The following is a 24,459-nucleotide window of genomic DNA, read 5'->3' on the forward strand; positions in this document are numbered from 1 at the left end:
TGTCCAGTGGGAAAGACAATGCATTCTATCGAGCAAACTCTTCTCCAGCCGATGGCTTTGTAACCGTACTCAACACTTGTTACGTTTTGTAATAACTGGACGCTGGTTGAATAAACTGCGACGTCCTCGAGTGCGAGAGCGCAGCGGCCTACATCGTTCGTCAGAACCAGCCGATCGCGCGATACAGGTGAAATTGCGCGAGGCCGATTAGCTCATGCAACGCTATCTCCGAGGCCACGAGATTGGCGAAGCGCGGCAGCACGCCGATCCGCGCGCGCCGCGCGCTCGAAATCTGCGGCTGCGGCTCGACGCCGAAGCGCTGAAAATCGAGCAGCGCACGCGGCATCTGATATGCGGAGGTGACAAGTATCAACGTGTCGTAATGTGATTGACCGACAATAACCGAGACGTTGTGCGCGTTCTCATAGGTCGTGCGGCTGCTTTGTTCGAGCACGATGTCCGAGCGCGCCACCTGCTGACGCAGCAGATAGAGCAGGTAGGTGTCGGCTTCGGTCGCGCTATGCCGCTGCGGATTGCCGCCGCTGACGATCACCCGGCACGTGCTCGCCGTGCGCTTGCAGGCCGCGTAGTTCTGCGCGCTGACCTCGATGCGCGAGAGTACGTCGCGCGGTGGCACCAGCACGTGGTCGTGGTCGTAGACCGTGCCGCCGCCGAGCAGGATGATCGCGGTGCGTGGCGCGAAGGTGGCGGCCGTGGCGCTCTGTCGTTGCGGCTGCGCCAGATCGAGCAGTGGCGCGGCTAGCCAGCCGGCCGCGAGCAGCCAGAACAGCGCGATCATGCAGACGACGAGCGGCCGGCGCGCACGTTTCCATAGCACGATTGCTGCAAAAAAAAGCGCTAATAAAGTGAATAGAATCAATTTAAATGGGGTAACGTATGTCTTTCGGGACAAATCCACGGGCCTGCCATCGCGCCGCGGCGGTTGCATCGTCGGTTCATGGAGAGAACGCTAACATGCCGTTCTGACGGGGGTTCCGAAAACGAGACCAGGCAGCACCTGGCGGAAATCCGCCGTCAGACAGGCGGCGAGCTTCCGACCAGGAGCGGGTGCTACGCGCGTCGCCGGTGGCGCAGTGACGCGTGGGCATGAATGTGTCATAGCTGCACTTTAAGAAAGAAGTGAGATGACCACGTATTCCAACGAAGCGGTACTTGAAGCGCTGCGGCGAGCGCAATATCGTCAGGTTCCCTGGGCCAGAAGGCCAGGTGTCTTCCAATATCTTCGCGCGCTGGGGCTGATGGACACCGTTCGTCAGCGAACCGTCGCACCGGCGCCAGGCTTTCATGCTCCCGTCGACATCGCGGTGCTCACCGAACGCGGCAAAGCGGAGTTTGCGCGCCTCGAACACGACGAGCGTCTGCTCACATGGACAGCGCAACGCATGAACGATTATGTTCTCGGCGCGGCCGAACCGCAGTCCGCCGCGACAGCCGAAATCAGATCTTAGCTCAAGGTTCATCGCTTATCCGAACTGAGTCACTGTCCGCCCGGGCATGTCACTCCCTCGGCGGGCCGTCGCTGACGTCGACCGGTCGCCGGGCGCGTCCCGGGGCGAATCTCGGCTTCCCATCGACAAGGCGGCGACGCGATCCGCGCAGGTCGTTGCCGTTGCGCGCCTTTCATGCCATCAACGCCTCGAGGGCGAAAAAAAGCCCGTATCACGAAGATACGGGCATACCGGAATTACTACTGCCACGCTGTGCTAATGGCGTTGAGTCAGACTGGTGCCGCGTCCGGTGGTTCCCCGATCGTAAGTGCGCAATGCAAGATACTGGGCACCGCGTCGCGCGACGCGCCGTCCGAGCGGCGACTTGGCAAATCAACGCCGCCGCTGATCCTCACGCGGCGCATCGGGCCGTGCCCGCACATTGCTGGCGATATCGCCGCGCAGATCGCCACGCGGCGTCGGCGGCGTGAAGTCGCGATTATGGGCCTCGCTCTGCTGCCACGCTTCCAGCGTGGCTTGGCGGTCCGGGCGCCAGTTCCACCCTTGCGGGCGTTGTTGCGCAATTGCGGGCGCGGCCATCGATGAAATCACAATGCCGCACAACACCAGTGACATTGGTTTCATTCCGAAATCCCCCTCAACCTCGAGCCCCTCGACTCAAGGCCTGTTTGCATAAGTATTAACGTATGCCGGGGGACGAAAGCACGCTGTAATTAATAGTAAATGGATGTTTCACCCGGAGCTATCGGGTAGTTTGGCAGTCTGAGGCAGCGCGCAAGGAGCGCTGTGGCGGTGGTGCGGGAGGCGCGACGAAAGGGGCGCGCGAAGCGGAGAAGACAGCGTCTCGCGGCGACCGTCAAATGCTGGCGGGTCGTGGGCGCGCACGCAATCGTGGAAAGTCGGCTGGATAAAAAACCGGGTGCCTACAGGCGCCCGGTGACCGCGTAGTTTCGCGTCAGGCCATCTTGACCGGCGCGCGCCACGATTCCGGATTGGTCCAGAACGCGCCGCGTAGGCGGTCGCGGCTCGGCGGTGCCGGCGGTTTCGCGGCCGTTGCGCCGATCCGGCCGCGCAACGAGATTTCGCGGCCGCTCGTGCCAAGCCGTTTCACAATTTCAGCGAGCGTGCCATCGGCTTGCCACTCGTCGAAGCGCCGGCGGCAAGTCGGGGGGGACGGGTAGCGGCCCGGCAACTTGGACCAGCCTTCGCCTGTCGACAACACCCAAAGCACGGCGTTGACCACCGCCCGAGCTTCCACGCGCGGTCGACCGCGCCGTTCGCTGCGCGCCGGCTCGGCGCAGAACAAAGCCTCGACCAGCGCCCATTCGTTATCTCTCAAATCGTCGAACAGCATCATGTTTCACCTCAGCGAAGCTAACTCCGGTGCGCTGCCCCGCGCCGCGCACTCTTCACGCACTCGATAGGCGAGTGCCAAAGGGGACGGGCTTGCCACGGATTGCCATCGGAAATCAGGGCGCCCTCCCTGTGCGTTTCACAACGCACGAAGTGTGCCAATCTGCTGCCGATTGCCTGAAAGCCCCGTGGCGGCGGGCCAACGCGGGCGCCAGCCAGGGCCGTATAAGAATCCAAAAAACCCATCTCGCAAATCGGGACAATCACCAATCTGGGGCAGAAAAGCCCGGCCGGCGTGCGTTCGCGCTTTTTTGCTGCATTGCAGCGCCCACGTGGACGGTGCTATGCCGCATGTATTTGGTCGTACAATGCGCATCAAGCTGCGCTATTGATGAGGTGAACAAATGAATGTGACGCTGCGACAGCTCAGGGTTTTCATCGAGGTGGCGCGCTTGCAAAGCTTCAGTCGGGCCGGCGCCGAAATCGGCCTCACGCAGTCGGCGGTCAGTCGCTGCGTACGCGAGCTCGAAAGCGAGATCGGCCTGAAGCTCATCGATCGCACGACGCGCGAAGTGCAACTAACCGACGTAGGCGGCAACCTCGTGGCGAGTGTGTCGCGGCTGCTGGGGGATCTCGACGACGCGTTGCGCGAGATCCGCGAAATCGGCGAGCAGCGCCGCGGACGCGTGGTGGTCGCGGCGAGCCCGACCGTCGCGTGCCGGTTGATGCCGCGCGTAGTCGCGTCGTGCGGACAGCAGTTTCCTTACGTGACGCTTGGGCTGCGCGACGACGTGCAAAGCGACGTAGTGCGCAAGGTGAAGTCGGGTGAAGTGGACTTCGGCGTGATCATCGGCCCGTTCTCCGACGACGATCTGCTCAGCGAGACGCTGATGACGGACTCGTTCTGCATCGTGTCGCGTGACGATCACCGGCTCGCCGCGCGCAAGCAGGTTACGTGGAAGGACCTCGACGGCGAGCAACTCGTGATGCTCGATTATGCGTCCGGCAGCCGCCCCCTCATCGATGCCGTGATGCAGGCGCAGGGCGTGAACGCCACCGTGGTGCAGGAACTCGGCCATTCGGCGACGGTGTTCGGGCTCGTCGAGGCGGGCGTCGGGATCAGCGTGCTGCCGTGGCTCGCGCTGCCGCTGCCGGCGGGGGCGTCGCTGGTCGCGCGTCCGCTGGTGCCGCGCGCGGAACGCCTCGTCGAACTGGTGCGGCGGCGCGACCGGTCGCTGTCGCCCGCGGCCGAGGCGGTGTGGAATCTGATCCGCCAGTTGCCGGGCCGGGCCGAGGAGTTGAATTAACGGGCGGGATCGCGTGCGATCCGTTCGACTGGTGGATTGGCGCCGGGCGCGGCCCGCCGCCCACACGCCGCCTACCGCTACTCGCTGCGCCGCTGTCCGGTTACCCGGCGCGTTAAACTACCATCTTCATCGCGCACGCCTTCGCGGTTGCGCCCCGAGCCTCTTATCCTTCACCCACCCGGAAGCCTCGATGAGCGAATTGGACCTGCCCGTGCTCTCCATCCCGAATGCGCGCGACGCCGTACGCGCGCTGCGTCCATCGCAAATCCGTGAAGTCGCGAACGCCGGTTTCGGCGTCGACGACGTGCTGCCGTTCTGGTTCGGCGAGTCCGATCGCGTCACACCCGCATTCATTCGCGACGCCGCGAGCGCCGCGCTCGCCGCCGGCGCGACGTTTTACACGCACAATCTCGGCATCGCGCCATTGCGCGCGGCACTTGCGGGCTACGTCAGCGAGTTGCACGGGGCGACGTCGCCCGAGCACGTCGCGGTCACGAGCGCGGGCGTCAACGCGCTGATGCTCGCCGCGCAGCTGGTGGTCGGCGACGGCGACCGCGTCGTCGCGGTGACGCCGCTATGGCCGAATCTGGTCGAAATCCCGAAGATTCTCGGCGCGCATGTCGAAACCGTCGCGCTCGGCTACGGCGAACGCGGCTGGGAGCTCGACGTCGGGCAATTGCTGACCGCGCTGACGCCTGACACGAAGATGCTGATGATCAACTCGCCGAACAACCCGACCGGCTGGGTGATGAATCGCGACGACCAGCGCAGCGTGCTCGAACATTGCCGGCGGCACGGCATCTGGATCGTCGCGGACGAGGTCTATGAGCGGCTCTACTATCCCGGCGATGACGCTGCCCAGGCGGCCGGTGTGCGCACCGCGCCATCGTTTCTCGACCTCGCGACACGCGACGAACGCGTGATCTGCGTGAATTCGTTCTCGAAAGCCTGGCTGATGACGGGGTGGCGGCTCGGCTGGATCGTCGCGCCGACCGCGTTGATGGACGACCTGGCGAAGCTGGTCGAGTACAACACGTCGTGCGCGCCGTCGTTCGTGCAGCAGGCGGGCGTCGCGGCGCTCGAGCAGGGCGAGCGTTTTACGCAGCAGCTGGTGCGCGACCTGAGGACGTCGCGCGATCATCTGGTGCGCGCGCTGTCGGCGGTTCCCGGCGTCGATGTGAAGGCCCCGCTGGGCGCGATGTATCTGTTCTTCTCGATGCCGGGCTCGACGCGCAGTCTCGATTTGTGCAAGGCGATGGTGCGGGAGGTCGGGCTCGGCGTGGCACCGGGCAGCGCGTTCGGGCCGCAGGGCGAGGGGTTCGTGCGCTGGTGCTATGCGTGCGATACGGTGCGGCTCGATGCCGGCGTCGAGCGCTTGACGCGGTTTCTGGCGCGCCACGCCGGGGCCTGATCATGCGGCCTCGTACGCCCCCGCGCTTCGTGTTGACGCACCGTGAGCTGCGAAAAGCCGCGAATCGTCAGAATCTTCTTGCTGTCGACTCGACGCGGGCGGGCGCGGCTACACCGGTCGGCGCCGCAGCAGAAGATGCACGGCAGATCGCGGCTTTACGCCCCGGTCGTTTTTGCGTAATATGGCGCTCAGTCACGCGATTCCTTTCAGGAATATCGCCGCTCCGTCCGGCTGGGTCTGGCTCGATAAGTCTGTTCGCCACCCCCCGGTGCGTGCTCCCATCAATATGACCGATCAGAATCGGGCGAGCGCGTCTTCAGTTCCACATCGTCTGTTTGATCCGGTTCTTTGACCACAGGGTCTGACCTAGCTGCATGAATACCCAAGAGGCGAAGATCGTCCTCGAGACTGCCTTGATCTGCGCGCAGGAGCCGTTAAAGCTCGGCGAATTGCGCAAGCTCTTTGCCGACGGCGTGTCGGCGGACACTGTTCGGACCTTGCTCGAAGACCTGAAGCGGGACTGGTCTGGGCGCGGTGTGGAGCTGGTCGGGCTGGCGTCGGGCTGGCGGTTTCAAAGCAAGCCCGCGATGCGTTCGTACCTGGATCGGCTGCATCCGGAAAAACCGCCGAAATATTCGCGCGCGGTGCTCGAAACGCTCGCGATCATTGCCTACCGGCAACCGGTGACACGGGGCGATATCGAAGAAATTCGCGGTGTGACGGTGAATACGCAGGTCGTCAAGCAGCTCGAGGATCGCGGCTGGATCGAGGTGATCGGTCATCGCGACGTGCCGGGGCGTCCGGCGCTGTATGCGACCACGCGGCAGTTCCTCGATGACCTTGGTCTAACGGCGCTTGACGAGTTGCCTCCGCTTGCCGATCCGTCCGCACAACTGAACGCGGATCTGCTGGATCAGCACGCGATCGAGTTTGCCGAGGGCGACGCGCAAAGCATGCAGCAGCCGGTGCAGGATGCCGGGCACGACATGGCGGGTGAGGCTGGCGAGCCGGCTCCGCCGGAAGCGGCGCAGCACGCCGCGTCGGGATTTGAAGCAGCGCCGCCCGAGACGGTAGCCGAGTCGACGCTCGAACCGGAGCCCCGTGCGGAAGCGACCGGGCAGGCCGGCACGACGAATGCGTCGAGTGCGTCAGACGCGTCGAGCGCGCCGCACGACATGCAACAACAGCCCGAACCGGCACCCGCGGCAGCGCATGCCAGCGTCGCCGGCTCGGCACAGCATTACGATCCGGTCGCCCAGACCGATCCGGCAACACCCGCGCACGGCTCAGGCGTGGCTCGCAATACGGAGCACGCTGCCGAGCCGAACCCGATCGAGGCGGCGCACGACGATCCCGAGGATCGCCGCGATGCCGCGCAGGACGCAGGTTTTCTGACCGACGACGAAACCGAGTCGCGCAGCGCCTGACGTAACCGAACTTTTTTGCCGCGCCCGCAACGGGCGCGCGCGACCTGACATTTTGAGGTTGTTTTGACACATACCCACGACACCGATTCGTCCGAATCCGAGCGCCCCGTGCCGTCGGCGCGGACCGACGAACGCACTACGCAAGCGGCGACAGGCGAGGGCGAGCGCCCGGCTCATGGCGCGGAAGCAGAGGGCGAAGAGCGCCCCCGCCGCGGTCTGCGTCGCGGGCCGCGCAGCCTGATCGCGCGACGCCGCGCCGGCGCGAAGACGAAGGCAGCCGAGGGCGCGCCCGCGCAAGGCGCGCCGGTCGTCGCCGAAACGCCGCCGGACGGCGAGGTCGTCGCCCAGGTGCGCACGCCGCGCAAGGACGCGGGTGCGAAACAGGGCGGGCGTCGTAACGCTGGCGGTGCGAAGCGCGAGGGCGCATCACGCGAAGACCAGCGCGAACGTCAGCCGCGCGAAGGTCAACGTGAGGGCCAGCGCCAGAATCGCCGCGGCGCCGATGCGGCCGCGGAGTCAGCTCAGGACGATCTGTTCTCATACGTGACGTCGCCCGCATTCGATGCCGACAACACCACGACTGGCGGCGTACGCGCGCCGATGCTGCGCCATGGCAAGGCAGCGGCCCCGAAGCGCGTGCTGTCGCCCGATGACGACGCGCCGAAGCTGCACAAGGTGCTCGCCGAGGCGGGCATGGGCTCGCGCCGCGACATGGAAGAGCTGATCATCGCCGGCCGCGTGTCGGTGAACGGCGAACCGGCGCACATCGGCCAGCGCATCATGCCGACCGACCAGGTCCGCATCAACGGCAAGCCGGTCAAGCGCAAGGTCGCCGGCAAGCCTCCGCGCGTGCTGCTGTACCACAAACCGACCGGCGAAATCGTCAGCCACGCGGACCCGGAAGGCCGTCCATCGGTGTTCGACAAGCTGCCACCGATGAAAACCGCCAAGTGGGTCGCGGTCGGGCGTCTCGACTTCAACACCGAAGGTCTGCTGATGCTGACCACCTCGGGCGATCTCGCGAACCGGTTCATGCATCCGCGTTATAGCGTCGAGCGCGAATACGCGGTGCGTGTCGTCGGCGAACTCGCCGAGGGTATGCGTCAGAAGCTGCTAAACGGCGTCGAACTCGAGGACGGCCCGGCGAATTTCTTGCGCATCCGCGACGGCGGCGGCGAAGGCACGAATCACTGGTACCACGTCGCGCTCGCCGAAGGGCGGAATCGCGAGGTACGCCGCATGTTCGAAGCGGCCGGCCTGATGGTCAGCCGGCTGATCCGTACGCGCCACGGCCCGATCTCCCTGCCGCGTGGTCTGAAGCGCGGCCGCTGGGAAGAACTCGAGGACAATCAGGTGCGCGCACTGATGGCATCGGTCGGCCTGAAGGCGCCGACTGAGGAGCGCGGTAGCCGCAATGCGGCGCCGGAGCGTCGTCAGCCGGATCCGATGCAGACGTCGATGGGCTTTATCAACCGCGAGCCGGTGTTGATGTCGCACAGCCGCTTCGAGCAGCAGCCGCGCGGACAGGGTCGCCGTGGCGCGGCGGGCGGTGGCTTCGGCGCGGGGATGGGGGGCCGGCACTGGTTCTGGTGTCGGTGTGGGCAATCGCGGCGCCGGGGGGCAGCGCGGCCGCGACGTCGACGGCAACCGCGCGTCGTCGCCCAACGGCAACCGTGCGCGCACTGGCGGCAAGCGTGCCGGCGCGTCCGGCGACAGCGGCGGCAATCGCGGGCCGGGCGGCAATCGTGGCGGCAACGCCAACCGTGCCGGCGGCAACGCGGGTTCGGGCGGCGCGAATCGTGGCGGCGGCACGGCGCGCGGTCGCTCGCGCGGCCGTTGAGCGGGGCGCTGTACCGCGTTTGAGGGGTGGCCGTTGAACGGCCATACCCTTTGGTGCAGTTCGCATGACCTGCCAGGCTGATATGACTCCCGGTGTCAATTGGGATCGGGTTTTTAGTTTCTCGAATTCACGTTGCCGGAATTTCCTCAGGGCGGCGTAGCAGTACATTTCGGCGGTGGATCAAGCTGATATCCGCGGGTTGGGTACCGCACTACAGATGTCCGCCCAATGAGCCTGCCGCTATCTGGAACCGCAAGTCGGATGCAGTAGTCCGTTGCGTAGCCTGGTCGCGGGTTACTCGTCCCAAGCGAGAGTAGAAAGGCCTTCACGCGTTGCCGTGCGCGCTTCAGGTCGTCTTTGGCGCCACCCACGTCCGTGCCAGATCGCGGAACGCTTCGTCGTCGCTCGGCACGTACACCGCGGAGAGGTCACCGGCGCGCAAAGACCGCACAAGCTTGATCGCATCACGCCGCTCAGTCTTGATCCGTTCACCCGGTTTTTTCGGAATCAGCGATCGGGCGCACACGATGCACCCGAATCCCTTCTGCACGAACTGCCGGTAAAGTCCGTAGCCGCATGGACCGGCCTCGCAGACAACGCAGATGTGCCGCACATTCGACTGCAGGCGCCGGCACAGGTGATCGATATCAGCCCGCGTCATACCGATCTTGCCCAGCAGTTCGACTTCGCCCGAGCCCGGCGCATACGCGACCGTGATCGAGTCCTTGCGTACATCGAGACCGACGCACAGCGTGCTATCGTCTTCCATGCTGGCCTCCGTGCCGGAAATCGCCGGGAGCGGCCGTGTCCGCACTGTGCTGCTCTGGCAGCAATGCTAACCCGCGCTTGATTCCTTACGGCGGGCCAGCCATTGCCTCACGGGAGTCATACTGCATACTGACTAGCAATGTCGAGTGCTTCCCGGCCGAGCCGTTTATCGTTTTTGGCGATTTTATGCCGCCTGTTGTTTGCCGCGTTCGCACGGCGTTCCGATGCGTCAAACGCCGTGCGAAACTGCGCTGAAGACCGACAGGACGCATCGCCGCAAAGTGTTGGCGTAGCCCGTCCGGCTCCCCTTCCCGACGGCTCGGGCGACCTTGCAAAAGCCCGGATTTGCCGCCACATTGTCGAAAGATTCCTATCAATTCAAGCGGAAATGCACATCGCCCGGCGTTCCGCGGATTGCGTTTGGGCCGGAAAATGGCTACAATCGCGAAGTCGCTGGGCGTACGGTTTCATGTGCGGCTCAGGTGCGACCACCGGCAATAAGATGATGGGCGTTCAGCCCATTTTTTTTTGCCGCTCAGTTCATCGTGGTTCGGCATCTCGGGTTCGCACGAACGTGCGCCGGCTTGGCGCGCGGCCCGCATTGGTTGTTTGCAGAAGAGGCGAGGCTCGCTGCGCGAACATCTAAGAGGGCACTGTGCAACTGACGGAACTGATTGAAACCACGGTCGTGGGACTCGGCTACGAGCTCGTCGATCTCGAGCGCACCGGGCGCGGCATGTTGTGTATCTATATCGACCAGCCAGCCGGCATCGCAATCGAAGACTGCGAGAAAGTCACGCGTCAGCTCCAGCACGTTCTGACGGTCGAAAATATCGATTACGAGCGGCTCGAAGTATCGTCACCCGGTCTCGATCGCCCGCTGAAGAAACTGGCGGATTTTGAACGTTTCGCGGGCAGCGAAGCGGTTATCACACTGAAAAAGCCATTGGACGGTCGGAAATCGTACCGGGGCATTTTGCGTGCTCCGCAAGGCGAGACGATCGGTCTGGAATTTGAAGGAAAAGAAGGGGCCGCGATGCTCGATTTCACGCTCGCGGACATGGACAAGGCGCGCCTTGTTCCGAAAGTTGACTTTAGGAGCCGCAAACAATGAGTCGCGAAGTGTTGATGCTGGTGGATGCGCTGGCACGCGAGAAGAATGTCGATAAGGACGTGGTATTTGCCGCGCTCGAAGCGGCTCTCGCTTCGGCCTCCAAGAAACTCTTCGAAGAAGATGCGGATATCCGCGTCCACATCGACCGTGAAAGCGGCGAGCACGAAACGTTTCGCCGCTGGAAGGTGGTGCCGGACGAAGCAGGTCTGCAGGAACCGGATCAGGAAATTCTTCTGTTCGAGGCGCGCGAGCAGCAGCCCGATATTCAGCTCGACGAGTTCATCGAGGAGCCGGTGCCGTCGATCGAATTCGGCCGTATCGGCGCGCAGGCCGCCAAGCAGGTGATCCTGCAGAAGGTGCGCGACGCCGAGCGCGAGCAGATCCTGAACGACTTCCTCGAGCGCGGCGAACACATCATGACCGGCTCGGTGAAGCGCCTCGACAAGGGCAACTTCATCGTCGAATCGGGTCGCGTCGAAGCGTTGCTGCGCCGCGACCAGCTGATCCCGAAGGAAAACCTTCGGGTGGGCGACCGCGTGCGCGCGTATATCGCGAAGGTCGACCGCACCGCGCGTGGTCCGCAGATCGAGCTGTCGCGTACGGCGCCGGAATTCCTGATGAAGCTGTTCGAGATGGAAGTGCCGGAAATCGAGCAGGGCCTGCTCGAGATCAAGGCGGCGGCTCGCGATCCGGGCGTGCGCGCAAAGATCGGCGTGGTGGCTTATGACAAGCGCATCGATCCGATCGGCACCTGCGTCGGTATTCGCGGCTCGCGCGTGCAGGCCGTACGCAACGAGCTCGGTGGCGAAAACGTCGACATCGTGCTATGGTCGGAAGACCCCGCCCAGTTCGTGATCGGTGCGCTCGCGCCGGCAGCCGTGCAGTCGATCGTCGTCGATGAAGAAAAGCATTCGATGGACGTCGTCGTCGACGAGAACGAACTCGCGGTCGCGATCGGCCGCAGCGGCCAGAACGTGCGGCTTGCCAGCGAGCTCACCGGCTGGCAGATCAACATCATGACGCCGGACGAATCTGCGCAGAAGCAGAATCAGGAGCGCGGCGTCCTGCGCGACCTGTTCATGGCGCGTCTCGATGTCGACGAGGAAGTCGCCGACATCCTGATCGACGAAGGCTTCACGAGCCTTGAAGAGATCGCCTACGTGCCGCTCAACGAAATGCTCGAAATCGAGGCATTCGACGAAGACACCGTTCACGAACTGCGCAACCGCTCGCGCGACGCGCTGTTGACGATGGCGATCGCGAACGAAGAAAAGGTCGAGAATGTAGCGCTCGACCTGAAGAGCCTGGACGGCATGGACGCCGACCTGCTCGCGAAACTGGCCGAACATCAGATCCAGACGCGCGACGAACTCGCCGAGCTGGCCGTGGATGAACTGGTCGAGATGACTGGGATGGGAGAGGATGCCGCTAAGGCGTTGATCATGAAAGCACGTGAACACTGGTTCCAGTGAGAAATGACCATGGCGCACTGAATTGAACGCGGCCGTCAGGCCGCATGACCCGATGCTAACCGCAAGGAATCGGTCCTTGCATTAAGAGGAATGAATGGCGAGTAACAACGTAGCCCAATTTGCCGCGGAACTGAAAATGCCTGCAGGCGTGCTGCTTGAGCAGCTGCAGGCAGCTGGCGTCACAAAAGCGAGCGAAGCCGACTCCTTGTCCGAAACGGACAAGGCGCGTCTGCTCGACCACTTGCGCAAGTCTCACGGCTCGACTGATGCAGACAAGCGCAAGATCACGCTGACGAAACGGCATACGTCGGAGATCAAGCAGTCCGATGCGACGGGCAAAGCTCGCACCATTCAGGTCGAGGTGCGCAAGAAGCGCACGTTCGTCCGCCGCGACGAGACTGTCGCGGAAGGCGGGGATGCATCGAATCATGTGGCCGAGAACGCGGACGCAGAAGATCTCGAACTGCAGCGTCGTGAGGAAGAAGCACGTCACGAAGCTGAGCTGCTCGAAAAGCAGGCGCAGGAGCTGAAGGCGCGCCAGGAACAGCTCGAGCGCGAAGAAGTCGACCGTCAGGCGCGCGAGCAGGCCGCGGAAGCCGAGCGTCAGCGCGCGGAAGAAGATGCAAAGAAGCGCGCAGCGGCTACGGCCGAGGCGGCGGCTCGCGAGAAGGCCCAGCAGGCGGCGGCGAAAGCCGCTGCACCGGTTGCCGAGAAGGCAAACGAGCAGGACGACGAACTCGCGGCAGCGGAACGCGCCGCGCAACGCGAAGCCGCGAAGAAAGCGGAAGACGCCGCCCGCGTGGCCGCCGAAAAGGCGCGCGCCGAACAGGAAGAAATCGCCAAGCGCCGCGCGGCGGCCGAAGCCGAAGCGCGCGCGATTCGCGAAATGATGAACACGCCGCGCAAGGCGCAGGTGAAGGCGCCGGAACCGGCACCGAAGCCCGCCGAGCCGGCCAAGGCGGCCGAAGCCAAGGGCACGCTGCATAAGCCGGCGCGTCCGGCTGGTGAAGCACCGGCGCGCCCGGCAGCGAGAAAGCCGGCAACCGCCGCGACTCCGGCGCCCGCGAGCGCACCGTCGGCGGGCGACAAGAAGAAGCCGGGCGGCGGTAAGAGCGGCTGGCAGGACGATGCAGCGAAGCGCCGCGGCATCAAGACGCGCGGCGATTCGAGCGGCGGCGTCGATCGTGGCTGGCGCGGCGGTCCGAAGGGGCGTGGCAAGCATCAGGAGCAGAGCACCACGTTCCAGGCGCCGACCGAACCGATCGTGCGTGAAGTGCATGTGCCGGAAACCGTCACGGTCGCGGATCTCGCGCACAAGATGGCGGTGAAGGCTTCGGAAGTCATCAAGGTGATGATGAAGCTCGGCCAGATGGTCACGATCAACCAGATGCTGGACCAGGAAACGGCGATGATCATCGTCGAGGAACTGGGCCACCATGCGCTCGCGGCGAAGCTGGACGATCCGGAAGCCATGCTGGTCGAAGGCGAAGCGAGCGACGCCGAAGCGCTGCCACGTCCGCCGGTCGTCACGGTGATGGGCCACGTCGACCACGGCAAGACCTCGCTGCTCGACTACATCCGCCGCGCGAAGGTTGCGGCAGGCGAAGCGGGCGGCATTACGCAGCACATCGGCGCCTACCACGTCGAAACGCCGCGCGGCGTGATCACGTTCCTCGACACGCCGGGTCACGAAGCCTTTACGGCAATGCGTGCCCGCGGTGCGAAGGCGACCGATATCGTGATCCTGGTGGTGGCGGCCGACGACGGCGTGATGCCGCAGACGAAGGAAGCGATCTCCCACGCGAAGGCTGGCGGTGTGCCGCTCGTCGTCGCGATCAACAAGATCGACAAGCCGGAAGCGAATCCGGAGCGCGTGAAGCAGGAGCTCGTCACGGAAGGCGTCGTGCCGGAAGAGTACGGCGGCGACTCGCCGTTCGTGCCGGTGTCGGCGAAGACCGGCGCGGGCATCGACGATCTGCTCGAAAACGTGCTGCTGCAGGCCGAGGTGCTGGAGCTGAAGGCACCGGTCGAATCGCCGGCCAAGGGTCTCGTCATCGAAGCGAAGCTTGACAAGGGTAAGGGTCCGGTCGCAACGATCCTCGTCCAGTCAGGTACGCTGAACCGCGGCGACGTCGTGCTGGCAGGCAGCGCCTACGGTCGCGTGCGTGCCATGCTCGACGAAACCGGCAAGCCGACCAAGTCCGCGGGTCCGTCGATTCCGGTCGAAATCCAGGGTCTGTCGGAAGTGCCGCAGGCTGGCGAAGAAGTAATCGTGATGCCGGACGAGCGCAAGGCGCGTGAAGTTGCGCTGTTCCGTCAGGGCAAGTTCCGCGACGTCAAGCTCGCAAAGCAGCAGGCCGCGAAGCTCGAGAACATGCTCGAGCAGATGGGCGAGGGCGAAGTGCAGTACCTGCCGCTCATCGTCAAGGCCGACGTGCAGGGTTCGCAGGAAGCGCTGGTGCAGTCGCTGCAGAAGCTCTCCACCGACGAAGTACGCGTGCAGATCGTGCACGGAGCGGTCGGCGGCATCAGCGAGTCGGACGTCAATCTCGCGACGGCGTCGAAGGCGGTCATCATCGGCTTCAACACCCGCGCGGATGCGCAGGCTCGCAAGCTCGCGGAAGCTAATGGCGTCGACATCCGCTACTACAACATCATCTACGACGCCGTGGATGAGGTGAAGGCGGCAATGTCGGGCATGCTGGCGCCGGAGAAGCGCGAAGTCGTGACCGGCACGGTGGAAGTACGCCAGGTATTCAAGGTGCCGAAGGTCGGCACGGTGGCCGGCTGTATGGTCACGGACGGTTTCGTCAAGCGCTCGTCGTCGGTGCGCGTGCTGCGCAACAACGTCGTCATCTTCACGGGCGAGCTCGATTCGCTCAAGCGGTTCAAGGACGATGTGAAGGAAGTCCGTCAGGGCTTCGAGTGCGGTATGTCGATCAAGAACTTCAACGATATCGTCGAAGGCGATCAGTTCGAAGTCTTCGAGGTCACCGAAGTCGCGCGTACGCTGTAATTCACGCGGCACGGCACAACGGGCGGAACGGGCTTGACGCCCGCTCCGCCCGTTGTTTTTGAGCCCGCAGTGTCGAGTTTGTTGCTGGCTTGGCTGCCGCGTTCGTCGCAAATGGACTCTCACCCCGCCGCGGCGACCGCGACGCCGTCGTATCGAACGAATATCGAACACGGCTCGCGCGAACCAATTTTTTGCATCCGTCTTAGCGGAGCACACAACACCATGCCTAAGAAACGTACTACTCCCAATCGCAACGTGCAGATCGCCGATCAGATCCAGCGCGACCTGGCTGAGCTGTTGCGCGAGGTCAAGGATCCGCGCATCGGCATCGTCACATTTCAGAGCGTCGAGCTGACGCCCGACTACGCGCACGCAAAGGTCTACTTCACGACGCTGACGGGCGACCCGCAGCAAACGCTCGAAGCGCTGACGCACGCTGCCGGCCATCTGCGCAATCTGCTGTTCAAGCGCCTGCATATCCACACGGTGCCGACGCTGCATTTCCACTACGACAAGACGATCGAGCGCGCCGTGGAGATGTCGCGTCTGATCGACGAGGCAAATTCCACGCGCGCGAAAGACGACTGAGCGTCTGCCATGCCGTGGCGTTCCATGTAGCGCGCGGCGCCGTTTTTCGCATTTCCCGAACGTTCTGCCTCCCTCGACATGACCGCACCTCAACGCCCCCGCGTGCCGCGTCGCGCGCTCGATGGCGTGCTGCTGCTCGACAAGCCGCTCGGCCTGTCGAGCAACGACGCGCTGGTTCGCGCGAAACGTCTTTATCTGGCGAAAAAGGCGGGCCACACCGGCACGCTCGATCCGCTGGCAACTGGCCTGCTGCCGCTGTGTTTCGGCGAGGCCACCAAGTTTTCGCAAGACTTGCTCGAAGCCGACAAGACCTACGAGGCGACGATGCGCCTCGGTATTCGCACGACCACCGGCGACGCCGAAGGCGAGGCGTTCGACATCCGTGCCGTCGACTGCGACGAAGCGGCGGTGCGGGCAGCTTTGCCGAAATTCATCGGCGAGATCGTTCAGATTCCGCCGATGTACTCGGCGCTCAAGCGCGATGGCAAGCCGCTGTACGAGTACGCGCGCGCCGGCCAGACGGTCGAACGGGAAGGGCGGCAGGTGACGATTCGCGCGCTCGAGCTGATTGCGTGCGCGTTGCCGGATGTGACGTTTCGCGTGACGTGCAGCAAGGGCACCTATGTGCGCACGCTTGCCGAGGATATCGGCGAAGCGCTCGGCTGCGGCGCGCATCTGGTCGCGCTGCGGCGCACGGGCGTCGGCGCGCTGACGCTCGAGCATTCGGTCACGCTCGACGCGTTGTCCTACGCGACCGAACTCGAACGCGACGCATGGCTGCAACCGGTCGACGCGCTGCTGTCCACGTTCCCGCAGGTCTGTCTGAACGACGATGACACGCGCCGCTTCCTTCACGGCCAGCGCCTGAAGCTGTCGTCGCTGACGATCGCCGCCGACGCGGTGAATGCCCCGCGCGTGAGGGTGTACTCGGCGCAGGGGCGGCTTCTGGGGGTCGCGAAGCCGGGCGAAGGCGTGCTCGCACCCGACCGTCTGATCGTGACGACGGAGAGCTAGAGGTCGCCGTTTTGCCAGCCCGGCGCGGACAATAAAAAAACGGGATCGCCATCGAGCGATCCCGTTTTGATCATGCCCTCCGGTGGAGCGGTGTCGAACTAAAGCAACATCACAAACACCCCCCTCAATGCGCCGCGGCCGCCGCCGCTCCCGCATCGCCGCCTGCCCGTTCCGGCCGCGTGATCCAGATCAGCGCGATCAGCGCGACAAAAATACCGGCCGAAATGAAGAACAGATCGTTTACGCCGAGCTGCGCGGCCTGCTGCGTGACCATGGTGTTGAAGAGACCATAGGTCTGCTGCTGATCCAGACCCACCGCGCCCATCTGATGAATCGATTGACCGAACGCTGGGTTGTAAGCATTCGCCTGTTCGGTCAGTTGCGCGTGGTGCATGATCGTGCGGTGATCCCAGGCGGTCTGGAAGATCGACGTGCCGATACCGCCGCACATGATCCGCACGAAGTTCGACAGCCCCGAGGCCGCCGGAATCCGATGGCCCGGCAAGCCCGACAGCGTGATCGACACGAGCGGAATAAAGAAGCCGGCCATACCGATACCTTGAATCAGCGTGGGCAGCATCAGCGAGTACGTATCGACGCCCGTCGTATAACGCGAGCGCATCCAGAAACACAGCGCGAAAATCAGGAACGACAGCGTCGCGATATAGCGCGGATCGGTACGCGGCAGCACCTTGCCGGTCAGCGGCGACAACAGGATCGCGAACACACCGACGGGTGCCATCACGAGTCCAGCTTCGGTCGCCGTGTAGCCGATATCGGTCTGCAGCCACAGCGGCAACAGCACGAGATTGCCGAAGTAAAGCCCATAGCCGATCGACAGCGCGATCGTGCCGCCGGTGAAATTGCGCCGGCTGAACAGCGACAGATCAACCACCGGATGCTCGGCCGTCAACTCCCACACGATAAAAAACGCGAGCGCGATCACCGCGAGGAGCGCGAGCACGACGACCGTCGTCGACGAGAACCAGTCGAGGTCCTTGCCCTTGTCGAGCATCACCTGAAGCGAGCCGACCCAGACGATCAGAAGACCGAGGCCGACGCCGTCGATTGGCGCCTTCCTGATGACCGAATCGCGGTTACGGAAGATCATCCACGTCGCGGCGGCCGCGACCGCGCCGACGGGAATGTTGACGTAGAAGATCCACGGCCACGAGATGTTGTCGGAAATCCAGCCGCCGAGGATCGGACCGGCAACCGGTGCGATCAGCGTGGTCATCGCCCACATCGATAGCGCCATCGGCGCTTTCGCGCGCGGATAGCTCGCGAGCAGCAGCGTCTGCGACAGCGGGATCATCGGGCCGGCCACCGCGCCTTGCAGCACGCGCGACGCAAGCAGGAACGGCAGGTTCGGCGACAGCCCGCACATCCATGACGACAGCACGAACAGCACGATCGACGCCATGAACAGCCGCACCTGGCCGATGCGGTCGGTGAGCCAGCCGGTCAGCGGCACCGAGATCGCGTTGGCCACCGCGAACGACGTAATCACCCACGTGCCCTGGTCGGACGATACGCCGAGGTCGCCGGAAATCGACGGGATCGACACGTTCGCGATCGACGTGTCGAGCACGTTCATGAACACGGCGAGCGACACCGCGATGGTGCCGATCACCAGTTGCGCGCCCTCGAGCGGCGGGTGAGGGACTTGCGCCTGAGCCTGAGCCATTAAAAGAGCCTTCTTTGAATCGTCGGACGGAGCCTCAGCTCTTATGGGCCGCCGGTTTCGCGGCGCTCGCCGCGGTCGACTTCTGCGCGCCGCCGTTCGCGTTCGTGCCGGCGTTTTCCGAGATGATGCGTGCGATTTCCGCATCGGCTTCCGCGCCGTACTTGTCGAAGACGTTGGTCTGGTAAACCGTGGACGGCGCCTGACCGAGCTGGCCGCCGGTGTCGTCCTTGATGTTCACGTCAGCTTGCATCGACAGACCGATACGCAGCGGATGCTTCTCCAGCTCCTGCGGATCGAGCGAGATACGCACCGGCAGACGCTGCACGACCTTGATCCAGTTGCCGGTCGCGTTCTGCGCGGGCAGCAGCGAGAACGCCGAACCCGTGCCGGCCGAGAAGCCGACCACCTTGCCGTGATACGGCACCGACGAGCCGTAGACGTCGGCCGTCAGTTCGACCGGCTGGCCGATGCGCATGTGCTTCAGTTGCACTTCCTTGAAGTTCGCCTCGACCCACACGTCATGCAGCGGCACGATCGCCATCAGCGGCGAGCCGGGCGATACGCGCTGGCCGACCTGCACCGAGCGTTTTGCGACATAGCCTGTGACCGGCGCCGGCAGAGTATTGCGAGCGTGGTTCAGGTATGCGTCGCGCAGCTTCGCGGCGGCGGCCTGCACGTTCGGGTGATCGGCGATCGTGGTGTTCGCGGTCAGCGCGCGGTTTGCCGCGAGTTGCTGTTTGGCGGCGTCGAGCGCGGCCTGCGCGCTCTTCACGGAGTCGCGTGCGTGCGAAATCTCTTCCTGCGATACCGCGCCGGTCTGCGCGACCGTCATACGGCGCTTCAGGTCGTCCTGGGCGCGCGACAGATCGGCCTGGCTCGCCGCGACCCGCGCTTCGTACTGGCTGTCGTCGGCGAACAGACCGCGCACCTGGCGCACCACCTGCGCAAGGTTGGCCTCGGCCTGTTCGAGTGCGACGCGCGCGTCGGCCGGGTCGAGCACGACGAGCGGGTCGCCGGCCTTGACGACCTGGGTGTCGTCCGCGTTGACCGCGATCACGGTGCCCGTGACCTGCGGGGTGATCTGCACGACGTTGCCGCTCACGTAGGCATCGTCGGTGTCTTCATGGAAGCGCGCGACGAGGAAGTAGTACAGGCCGTACGCGACCGCGGCAATCAGGATCACGATGACGAGCAGCGTCATCATGCGCTTGCGTTTGCCGTTGTTCGCCGCTTGCGGTGGAGTGGCGGGCTGCTGGGGGGTGCTCATTGATGTGCTCCGGGTTCTTTTGAACGTCGTCGTTTATTCGGGTGTTCGTATGTATGCGTGTGCGTCGGCGCGGGCGGGCTCGCTCAGTTCGCGGCGGTGCTCGTGGCGTGGTTCGCGGCGTTGGCCGATGCGGGAGCATCGGTCGGCACGACGAGACCGGTCTGGGTTGCGTCGAAGCCGCCGCCCAGTGCCTTGATCAGACCGATCTGCAGACTACGGCGGCGCATCTGCAGACCCGTGACCGTCTGCTCGGCGGCAAGGCGGTTTTCGTCGGCGGTGAGCACCTGCAGCTGCGGCGACAGGCCGGCCTTGTAGCGAATTACGGCGAGCTGGTACGCCTTGCTCGACGCGTCGAGCGCGCGCTGGGCGTCACCCTCCTGGCGGTCGATCGAGCGGATCGACGACACCTGCGTCGAGACGTCCTGCAGCGCGTTGATCAGCGTCTGGTTGTAGTTCGCGACGTCGCCCTCGAAGTCGGCGTAGCGGCCCTTCAACTGCGCGCGCAACGCGCCGGCGTCGAAGATCGGCAGATGGATCGCCGGGCCGAACTGGATCTGACGGCTCGACGCGGTCAGGAAACGGCCCCAGCCGAACGCGTCGAAGCCGAAGCCGGCCGCGAGATTCACGTCCGGGTAGAACTCGGCTTTCGCTTCCTTCACGTCATGCATCGCGGCTTCGACCTGCCAGCGCGCGGCGACGATGTCCGCGCGACGCGCCACGAGGTCGGCCGGGATGTTGTCCGGCAGAGCGACCACGTCGCCGCCGGTGAGCACCGGCTTGTCGATCTGCAGGCCACGGTCCGGGCCTTTGCCGAGCAGCGCGCCCAACTGGTAGCGCACGACGGTGATCTGGCCGTCGAGGTCGGTCAGGTTCGACTGGCTCGTCGCGACGTTGCCGGCGGCGGTCTGCTTCTCGACGTTGGTGTCGAGGCCGGCCGTCACGCGGTCATTCGTGATACGGCCGACGTCCTGGCGGTTCGCGATTTCACGCGCGGCGATGTCGCGAAACGCATACAGCTGCGAGAGCTGGTTGTAGGTGCTCGCGACCGACGCGGCGAGCGTCACGCGCGCCTGCTGCATATCGGCCTCGGCGGCTTTCTGCTGCGACACGGCCTGGCCGAGCCGCTGACGGTTCTTGCCCCACAGGTCGAGATCCCACGACGCGCTCGCGAGCACGTTGTTCTCGCTATACCAGGTGCCGCCGAACGGAGGCGGGTAAAGGGAGTTTGCCGAGTACAGCTCGCGGGTCCACGAATAGCTCGCGCTGACCTTCGGGAACAGCGCTGCGCGCGAGCTTTCAATATACGACGAAGCCTTTGCGAGCCGCGCTTGCGCCTGGGCGATCGACGGGCTGCCCTCGAGCGCTTCCGCGATCAGCTTCGGCAGTTGCGGGTCGCCGAACTGGTTGGCCCAGTCGAGCGATGGCCACTGGCCGCCCTCGTTGGGCAGACTCTGCGTCGACTCGTACTGCGTCGGCGACGCGATCTGCTTGTCGCTTTTGACGCCGAAGTAGTTCGCGCACCCCGTGAGGGCGAGCGCCGTCACCGCGGCGGCGACAGCGGCCCGGCTCGACAGCGCGGGCGCGGACAGGGAAAGGGATTTCATCGCTCGACTCTTCTTTGAGTGGAATGTATTGATGGACGCAGCAAGCAAGCTATTACGATTTGCTATTGGGATGGCTTGCGGCGTCGCGGGAAAGTCCCGAGTGTTCGCCGGAATTGACGAGCACGCGACGCAGCATGCTCTTCAGGAAGCCCACTTCTTCCGGGGTGAACCCGTTCAGCAGGTTATCGAGCACGCCATTGAAAATGGCCGGCATGCGAGCCGCGATCGCATGGCCTTCCGGCGTCAACGCGAGGCGCACGACGCGCCGGTCTTCGTTACTGCGCACCCGCGTGAGCAGGCCGCGCTTTTCGAGCCGATCGATCAGGCGCGTGACGGCGCTTGCGTCGATACCGTATTCACGCGCCAACTCAGCCGCGAGCAGGCATTTGCCGCTCGCCACCATGAACAGGATGCTGCCTTGCTGGCTGGTGATGCCGAGTTCGGCCATGCTGCGCTGTGTGATCAGGTTTGATAGCGTCGATTTCACCCGTGAGATGAGATAGCCGACGCTTTCGCCGAGCTGGTACTCGCTGAGATCCGGCGTGGATTCGTTGGACGGCTCCGTCATGATTCTCGTGCGAATGCAATGGTTGACTAGGCATTAGTATAGCTGGCTGTTGATTGACGCGACAAGCGTTAATACAGCTTAGGCAAGGATTATTTCGCGCTCAAGCAACAAACCGTACGGAATGACGCAGGGCGGGGCAAGGCGCGATTCGCGCAACTCGCGCAGGCGCGGAGAGCGGACGGTCTATCGGGGAATACCAGAAAAGGATCATCCGTGCGTGCTATAATTTTGGGTTCCCAAAAGTGCGCTTTGGGCTTGTTGTCGTGGTTTGGCTCCTCAACCAGCAGCATAAGCAAGCGGCGCACTCAACCGTCTTCAGGTTTCCTATGACCCGCGCCCTACGCAACATCGCCATCATTGCTCACGTCGACCACGGCAAGACCACGCTCGTCGACCAGCTCCTCCGTCAGACCGCCACGTTCCGCGAGAACCAGCAGATCGCCGAGCGCGTGATGGACTCGAACGACATCGAAAAAGAGCGCGGCATCACGATCCTGTCGAAGAACTGCGCGGTGGAGTACGAGGGCACGCACATCAATATCGTCGACACGCCGGGGCACGCCGACTTCGGCGGCGAAGTGGAGCGCGTGCTGTCGATGGTCGACTCGGTGCTGCTGCTCGTTGACGCGGTGGAAGGCCCGATGCCGCAAACCCGCTTCGTCACGAAGAAGGCGCTCGCACTGGGTTTGAAGCCGATCGTCGTGGTCAACAAGGTCGACCGTCCGGGCGCGCGGATCGACTGGGTGATCAACCAGACCTTCGACCTGTTCGACAAGCTCGGCGCCAGCGAAGAGCAGCTCGACTTTCCGATCGTCTACGCATCGGGCCTGAACGGCTACGCGGGTCTCACGCCTGATGTACGCGACGGCGACATGCGTCCTTTGTTCGAGGCAATCCTGCAGCACGTGCCGGTGCGCCCGGCCGACCCGGAAGGTCCGCTGCAACTGCAAATCACGTCGCTCGACTACTCGTCGTACGTTGGTCGTATCGGCATTGGCCGTATCACGCGCGGCCGCATCAAGCCGGGCATGGCCGTCGCGGTGCGATCGGGCCCGGAAGGCGAAATCCTCAATCGCAAGATCAACCAGGTGCTGTCGTTCAAGGGTCTCGATCGCGTGCAGGTCGACTCGGCCGAGGCGGGCGACATCGTGCTGATCAACGGTATCGAGGAAGTGGGCATCGGCGTGACGATCTGCTCGCCGGAACAGCCGGAAGCGCTGCCGATGATCACCGTCGACGAACCCACGCTGACGATGAACTTCCTCGTCAACTCGTCGCCGCTCGCGGGCCGTGAAGGCAAGTTCGTCACGAGCCGCCAGATTCGCGACCGCCTGATGAAGGAACTGAATCACAACGTCGCGCTGCGCGTGCGCGATACCGGCGACGAAACGACGTTCGAAGTGGCCGGCCGCGGTGAGCTGCACCTGACCATTCTGGTCGAAAACATGCGCCGCGAAGGCTACGAGCTGGCCGTGTCGCGTCCGCGCGTCGTGATGCAGGAAATCGACGGCGAGAAGCACGAGCCGTACGAAAATCTGACCGTCGACATGGAAGACCCCCACCAGGGCGGCGTGATGGAAGAACTTGGCCGCCGCAAGGGCGAAATGCTCGACATGGCATCGGACGGCCGTGGCCGCACGCGTCTCGAGTACCGTATTTCGGCGCGTGGTCTGATCGGCTTCCAGTCGGAATTCCTCACACTCACGCGCGGTACGGGTCTGATGAGCCACACGTTCGATTCTTACCAGCCGGTCAAGGAAGGCGCGGTCGGCGAACGTCGCAACGGCGTGCTGATCTCGCAGGACGACGGCGCGGCAGTCGCATACGCACTGTGGAAGCTGCAGGACCGCGGCCGCATGTTCGTGGCGCCGGGAGAAGCGCTGTATGAAGGCATGATCATCGGCATCCACAGCCGCGACAACGATCTCGTCGTGAACCCGATCAAGGGCAAGCAGCTTACCAACGTGCGCGCGTCTGGCACCGACGAAGCCGTGCGTCTCGTGCCGCCGGTTCAGCTGTCGCTCGAGTACGCGGTCGAGTTCATCGACGACGACGAGCTGGTCGAAGTCACGCCAAAGTCGATCCGTCTGCGCAAGCGCTACCTGAAGGAACACGAACGCCGCAGCGCGAGCCGCAACAAGGTTGCCGGCGAATAAGCCGGACTCGAATATCCGTCTGGATAGCAGGAAGCGGAAGCCACCTTCGGGTGGCTTCCTTGTTTTCGGCGCATCAAAACGTTTGGCGCTGCATCATGCCTGCCACTTTCCGGGGCGGCACACATGTAGACACCCATTGCGCCGTTCGCCTTCATTTCTCACAGAACACTTTTGCGCGCTGTGAAAAGGCACCCCGTCGCCCGCGAAACGTCCGCCATCACAGGCTTTGCGCCTGTGCCGTTCGCTATCTGGGCTATTCGTTCTGTGCTATGCTCCCGGGTGCAAAGTTTTAGGTCCTTCCAAGCAAGACTTGATTCGCGCAATCCGCTAAACGGTCAGGCCGTGTCGCGGAAGGTTCGGTAACCCGCTATTTCTCGAGAAACTCGAAGAAAGGTGAG

The 24,459-nt window shown here is 64.1% G+C and carries 16 protein-coding genes and 3 pseudogenes; 11 read left to right on the forward strand and 8 right to left on the reverse strand.

Going from position 1 to position 24,459, the window contains the following annotated elements; genetic code table 11:
- Positions 1-160: 160 nt before the first annotated feature.
- Entirely contained in the window at positions 161-880 is a 720-nt protein-coding gene (locus OKW37_RS10975; RefSeq protein WP_429406532.1) for a YdcF family protein, read from the reverse strand.
- A 265-nt stretch (positions 881-1,145) separates the two neighbouring features.
- On the opposite strand from OKW37_RS10975, the gene OKW37_RS10980 reads away from it, so the two are divergent.
- Positions 1,146-1,469, forward strand: coding sequence for a hypothetical protein (locus tag OKW37_RS10980; RefSeq protein WP_429406530.1), 324 nt, complete (start codon positions 1,146-1,148; stop codon positions 1,467-1,469).
- A gap of 372 nt (positions 1,470-1,841) precedes the next feature.
- On the opposite strand, the gene OKW37_RS10985 is transcribed toward OKW37_RS10980, so the two are convergent.
- Positions 1,842-2,093, reverse strand: a complete 252-nt coding sequence (locus tag OKW37_RS10985) for a hypothetical protein (RefSeq protein WP_090804114.1) — start codon at positions 2,091-2,093, stop codon at positions 1,842-1,844.
- Positions 2,094-2,427: 334 nt separating this feature from the next.
- Positions 2,428-2,823 (reverse strand): annotated as a pseudogene (locus OKW37_RS10990) (transposase); the annotation flags it as partial.
- A 403-nt stretch (positions 2,824-3,226) separates the two neighbouring features.
- Here OKW37_RS10990 and OKW37_RS10995 point away from each other — a divergent pair.
- From OKW37_RS10995 to rluB, 4 genes and pseudogenes are all read left to right on the forward strand, one after another.
- Positions 3,227-4,129 carry a LysR family transcriptional regulator gene (locus OKW37_RS10995; RefSeq protein ID WP_184029942.1) on the forward strand — a complete coding sequence of 301 codons (903 nt, stop codon included), beginning with the start codon at positions 3,227-3,229 and terminating at the stop codon, positions 4,127-4,129.
- Positions 4,130-4,319: 190 nt separating this feature from the next.
- Positions 4,320-5,540 carry a pyridoxal phosphate-dependent aminotransferase gene (locus OKW37_RS11000; protein WP_429406528.1) on the forward strand — a complete coding sequence of 407 codons (1,221 nt, stop codon included), beginning with the start codon at positions 4,320-4,322 and terminating at the stop codon, positions 5,538-5,540.
- Positions 5,541-5,914: 374 nt separating this feature from the next.
- Positions 5,915-6,967, forward strand: a complete 1,053-nt coding sequence (gene scpB / locus OKW37_RS11005; protein ID WP_429406526.1) for an SMC-Scp complex subunit ScpB — start codon at positions 5,915-5,917, stop codon at positions 6,965-6,967.
- Between the two features lie 63 nt (positions 6,968-7,030).
- Positions 7,031-8,807, forward strand: a pseudogene (rluB, locus tag OKW37_RS11010) (23S rRNA pseudouridine(2605) synthase RluB).
- Positions 8,808-9,109: 302 nt separating this feature from the next.
- Here the strand turns inward: rluB and OKW37_RS11015 are convergent.
- A pseudogene (locus OKW37_RS11015) lies at positions 9,110-9,576 on the reverse strand (IS110 family transposase); the annotation flags it as partial.
- 654 nt (positions 9,577-10,230) lie between these two features.
- Between OKW37_RS11015 and rimP the strand changes: the two are divergent.
- The 5 genes from rimP (at position 10,231) to truB (ending at position 16,779) form a co-directional block, all read left to right on the forward strand.
- The gene (gene rimP, locus OKW37_RS11020; protein WP_184066771.1) at positions 10,231-10,689 is read left to right on the forward strand and encodes a ribosome maturation factor RimP; all 459 of its coding nucleotides are present in this window, start codon (positions 10,231-10,233) and stop codon (positions 10,687-10,689) included.
- Positions 10,686-12,161: a transcription termination factor NusA gene (nusA, locus tag OKW37_RS11025; protein ID WP_176120042.1), complete on the forward strand. Its 1,476-nt coding sequence runs from the start codon at positions 10,686-10,688 to the stop codon at positions 12,159-12,161. Before rimP ends, nusA begins: the two co-directional genes overlap by 4 nt.
- A gap of 94 nt (positions 12,162-12,255) precedes the next feature.
- Positions 12,256-15,177 carry a translation initiation factor IF-2 gene (gene infB, locus OKW37_RS11030; RefSeq protein ID WP_429509818.1) on the forward strand — a complete coding sequence of 974 codons (2,922 nt, stop codon included), beginning with the start codon at positions 12,256-12,258 and terminating at the stop codon, positions 15,175-15,177.
- Between the two features lie 222 nt (positions 15,178-15,399).
- Positions 15,400-15,765: a 30S ribosome-binding factor RbfA gene (gene rbfA, locus OKW37_RS11035; RefSeq protein WP_008922231.1), complete on the forward strand. Its 366-nt coding sequence runs from the start codon at positions 15,400-15,402 to the stop codon at positions 15,763-15,765.
- Between the two features lie 78 nt (positions 15,766-15,843).
- The gene (truB, locus tag OKW37_RS11040) at positions 15,844-16,779 is read left to right on the forward strand and encodes a tRNA pseudouridine(55) synthase TruB (protein ID WP_187610397.1); all 936 of its coding nucleotides are present in this window, start codon (positions 15,844-15,846) and stop codon (positions 16,777-16,779) included.
- 124 nt (positions 16,780-16,903) lie between these two features.
- Here the strand turns inward: truB and OKW37_RS11045 are convergent, their stop codons facing one another.
- From OKW37_RS11045 to OKW37_RS11060, 4 genes are all read right to left on the reverse strand, one after another.
- A complete protein-coding gene (locus OKW37_RS11045) occupies positions 16,904-18,466 on the reverse strand; it encodes a DHA2 family efflux MFS transporter permease subunit (protein ID WP_184066780.1) in 1,563 nt (520 codons plus the stop codon).
- Positions 18,467-18,500: 34 nt separating this feature from the next.
- Positions 18,501-19,733: an EmrA/EmrK family multidrug efflux transporter periplasmic adaptor subunit gene (locus tag OKW37_RS11050; protein ID WP_429406522.1), complete on the reverse strand. Its 1,233-nt coding sequence runs from the start codon at positions 19,731-19,733 to the stop codon at positions 18,501-18,503.
- A gap of 83 nt (positions 19,734-19,816) precedes the next feature.
- Positions 19,817-21,337, reverse strand: a complete 1,521-nt coding sequence (locus OKW37_RS11055) for an efflux transporter outer membrane subunit (RefSeq protein WP_429406520.1) — start codon at positions 21,335-21,337, stop codon at positions 19,817-19,819.
- Between the two features lie 52 nt (positions 21,338-21,389).
- A complete protein-coding gene (locus OKW37_RS11060) occupies positions 21,390-21,905 on the reverse strand; it encodes a MarR family winged helix-turn-helix transcriptional regulator (protein WP_429406518.1) in 516 nt (171 codons plus the stop codon).
- A 326-nt stretch (positions 21,906-22,231) separates the two neighbouring features.
- Here OKW37_RS11060 and typA point away from each other — a divergent pair, with 326 nt between their 5' ends.
- A complete protein-coding gene (typA, locus tag OKW37_RS11065) occupies positions 22,232-24,061 on the forward strand; it encodes a translational GTPase TypA (protein WP_090804133.1) in 1,830 nt (609 codons plus the stop codon).
- The last annotated feature ends 398 nt before the right edge of the window (positions 24,062-24,459 follow it).

It is taken from the genome of Paraburkholderia sp. MM5482-R2 (genome assembly GCF_050436125.1).
Classification (GTDB): Bacteria; Pseudomonadota; Gammaproteobacteria; order Burkholderiales; family Burkholderiaceae; genus Paraburkholderia; species Paraburkholderia tuberum.

Coding starts and splice junctions, on each gene's coding strand:
- OKW37_RS10980 (WP_429406530.1), top strand. CDS start 1,146: ATGACCACGTATTCCAACGAAGCGGTACTTGAAGCGCTGCGGCGAGCG.
- OKW37_RS10985 (WP_090804114.1), bottom strand. CDS start 2,093: ATGAAACCAATGTCACTGGTGTTGTGCGGCATTGTGATTTCATCGATG.
- OKW37_RS10995 (WP_184029942.1), top strand. CDS start 3,227: ATGAATGTGACGCTGCGACAGCTCAGGGTTTTCATCGAGGTGGCGCGC.
- OKW37_RS11000 (WP_429406528.1), top strand. CDS start 4,320: ATGAGCGAATTGGACCTGCCCGTGCTCTCCATCCCGAATGCGCGCGAC.
- scpB (WP_429406526.1), top strand. CDS start 5,915: ATGAATACCCAAGAGGCGAAGATCGTCCTCGAGACTGCCTTGATCTGC.
- nusA (WP_176120042.1), top strand. CDS start 10,686: ATGAGTCGCGAAGTGTTGATGCTGGTGGATGCGCTGGCACGCGAGAAG.
- infB (WP_429509818.1), top strand. CDS start 12,256: ATGGCGAGTAACAACGTAGCCCAATTTGCCGCGGAACTGAAAATGCCT.
- rbfA (WP_008922231.1), top strand. CDS start 15,400: ATGCCTAAGAAACGTACTACTCCCAATCGCAACGTGCAGATCGCCGAT.
- truB (WP_187610397.1), top strand. CDS start 15,844: ATGACCGCACCTCAACGCCCCCGCGTGCCGCGTCGCGCGCTCGATGGC.
- OKW37_RS11045 (WP_184066780.1), bottom strand. CDS start 18,466: ATGGCTCAGGCTCAGGCGCAAGTCCCTCACCCGCCGCTCGAGGGCGCG.
- OKW37_RS11050 (WP_429406522.1), bottom strand. CDS start 19,733: ATGAGCACCCCCCAGCAGCCCGCCACTCCACCGCAAGCGGCGAACAAC.
- OKW37_RS11055 (WP_429406520.1), bottom strand. CDS start 21,337: ATGAAATCCCTTTCCCTGTCCGCGCCCGCGCTGTCGAGCCGGGCCGCT.
- OKW37_RS11060 (WP_429406518.1), bottom strand. CDS start 21,905: ATGACGGAGCCGTCCAACGAATCCACGCCGGATCTCAGCGAGTACCAG.
- typA (WP_090804133.1), top strand. CDS start 22,232: ATGACCCGCGCCCTACGCAACATCGCCATCATTGCTCACGTCGACCAC.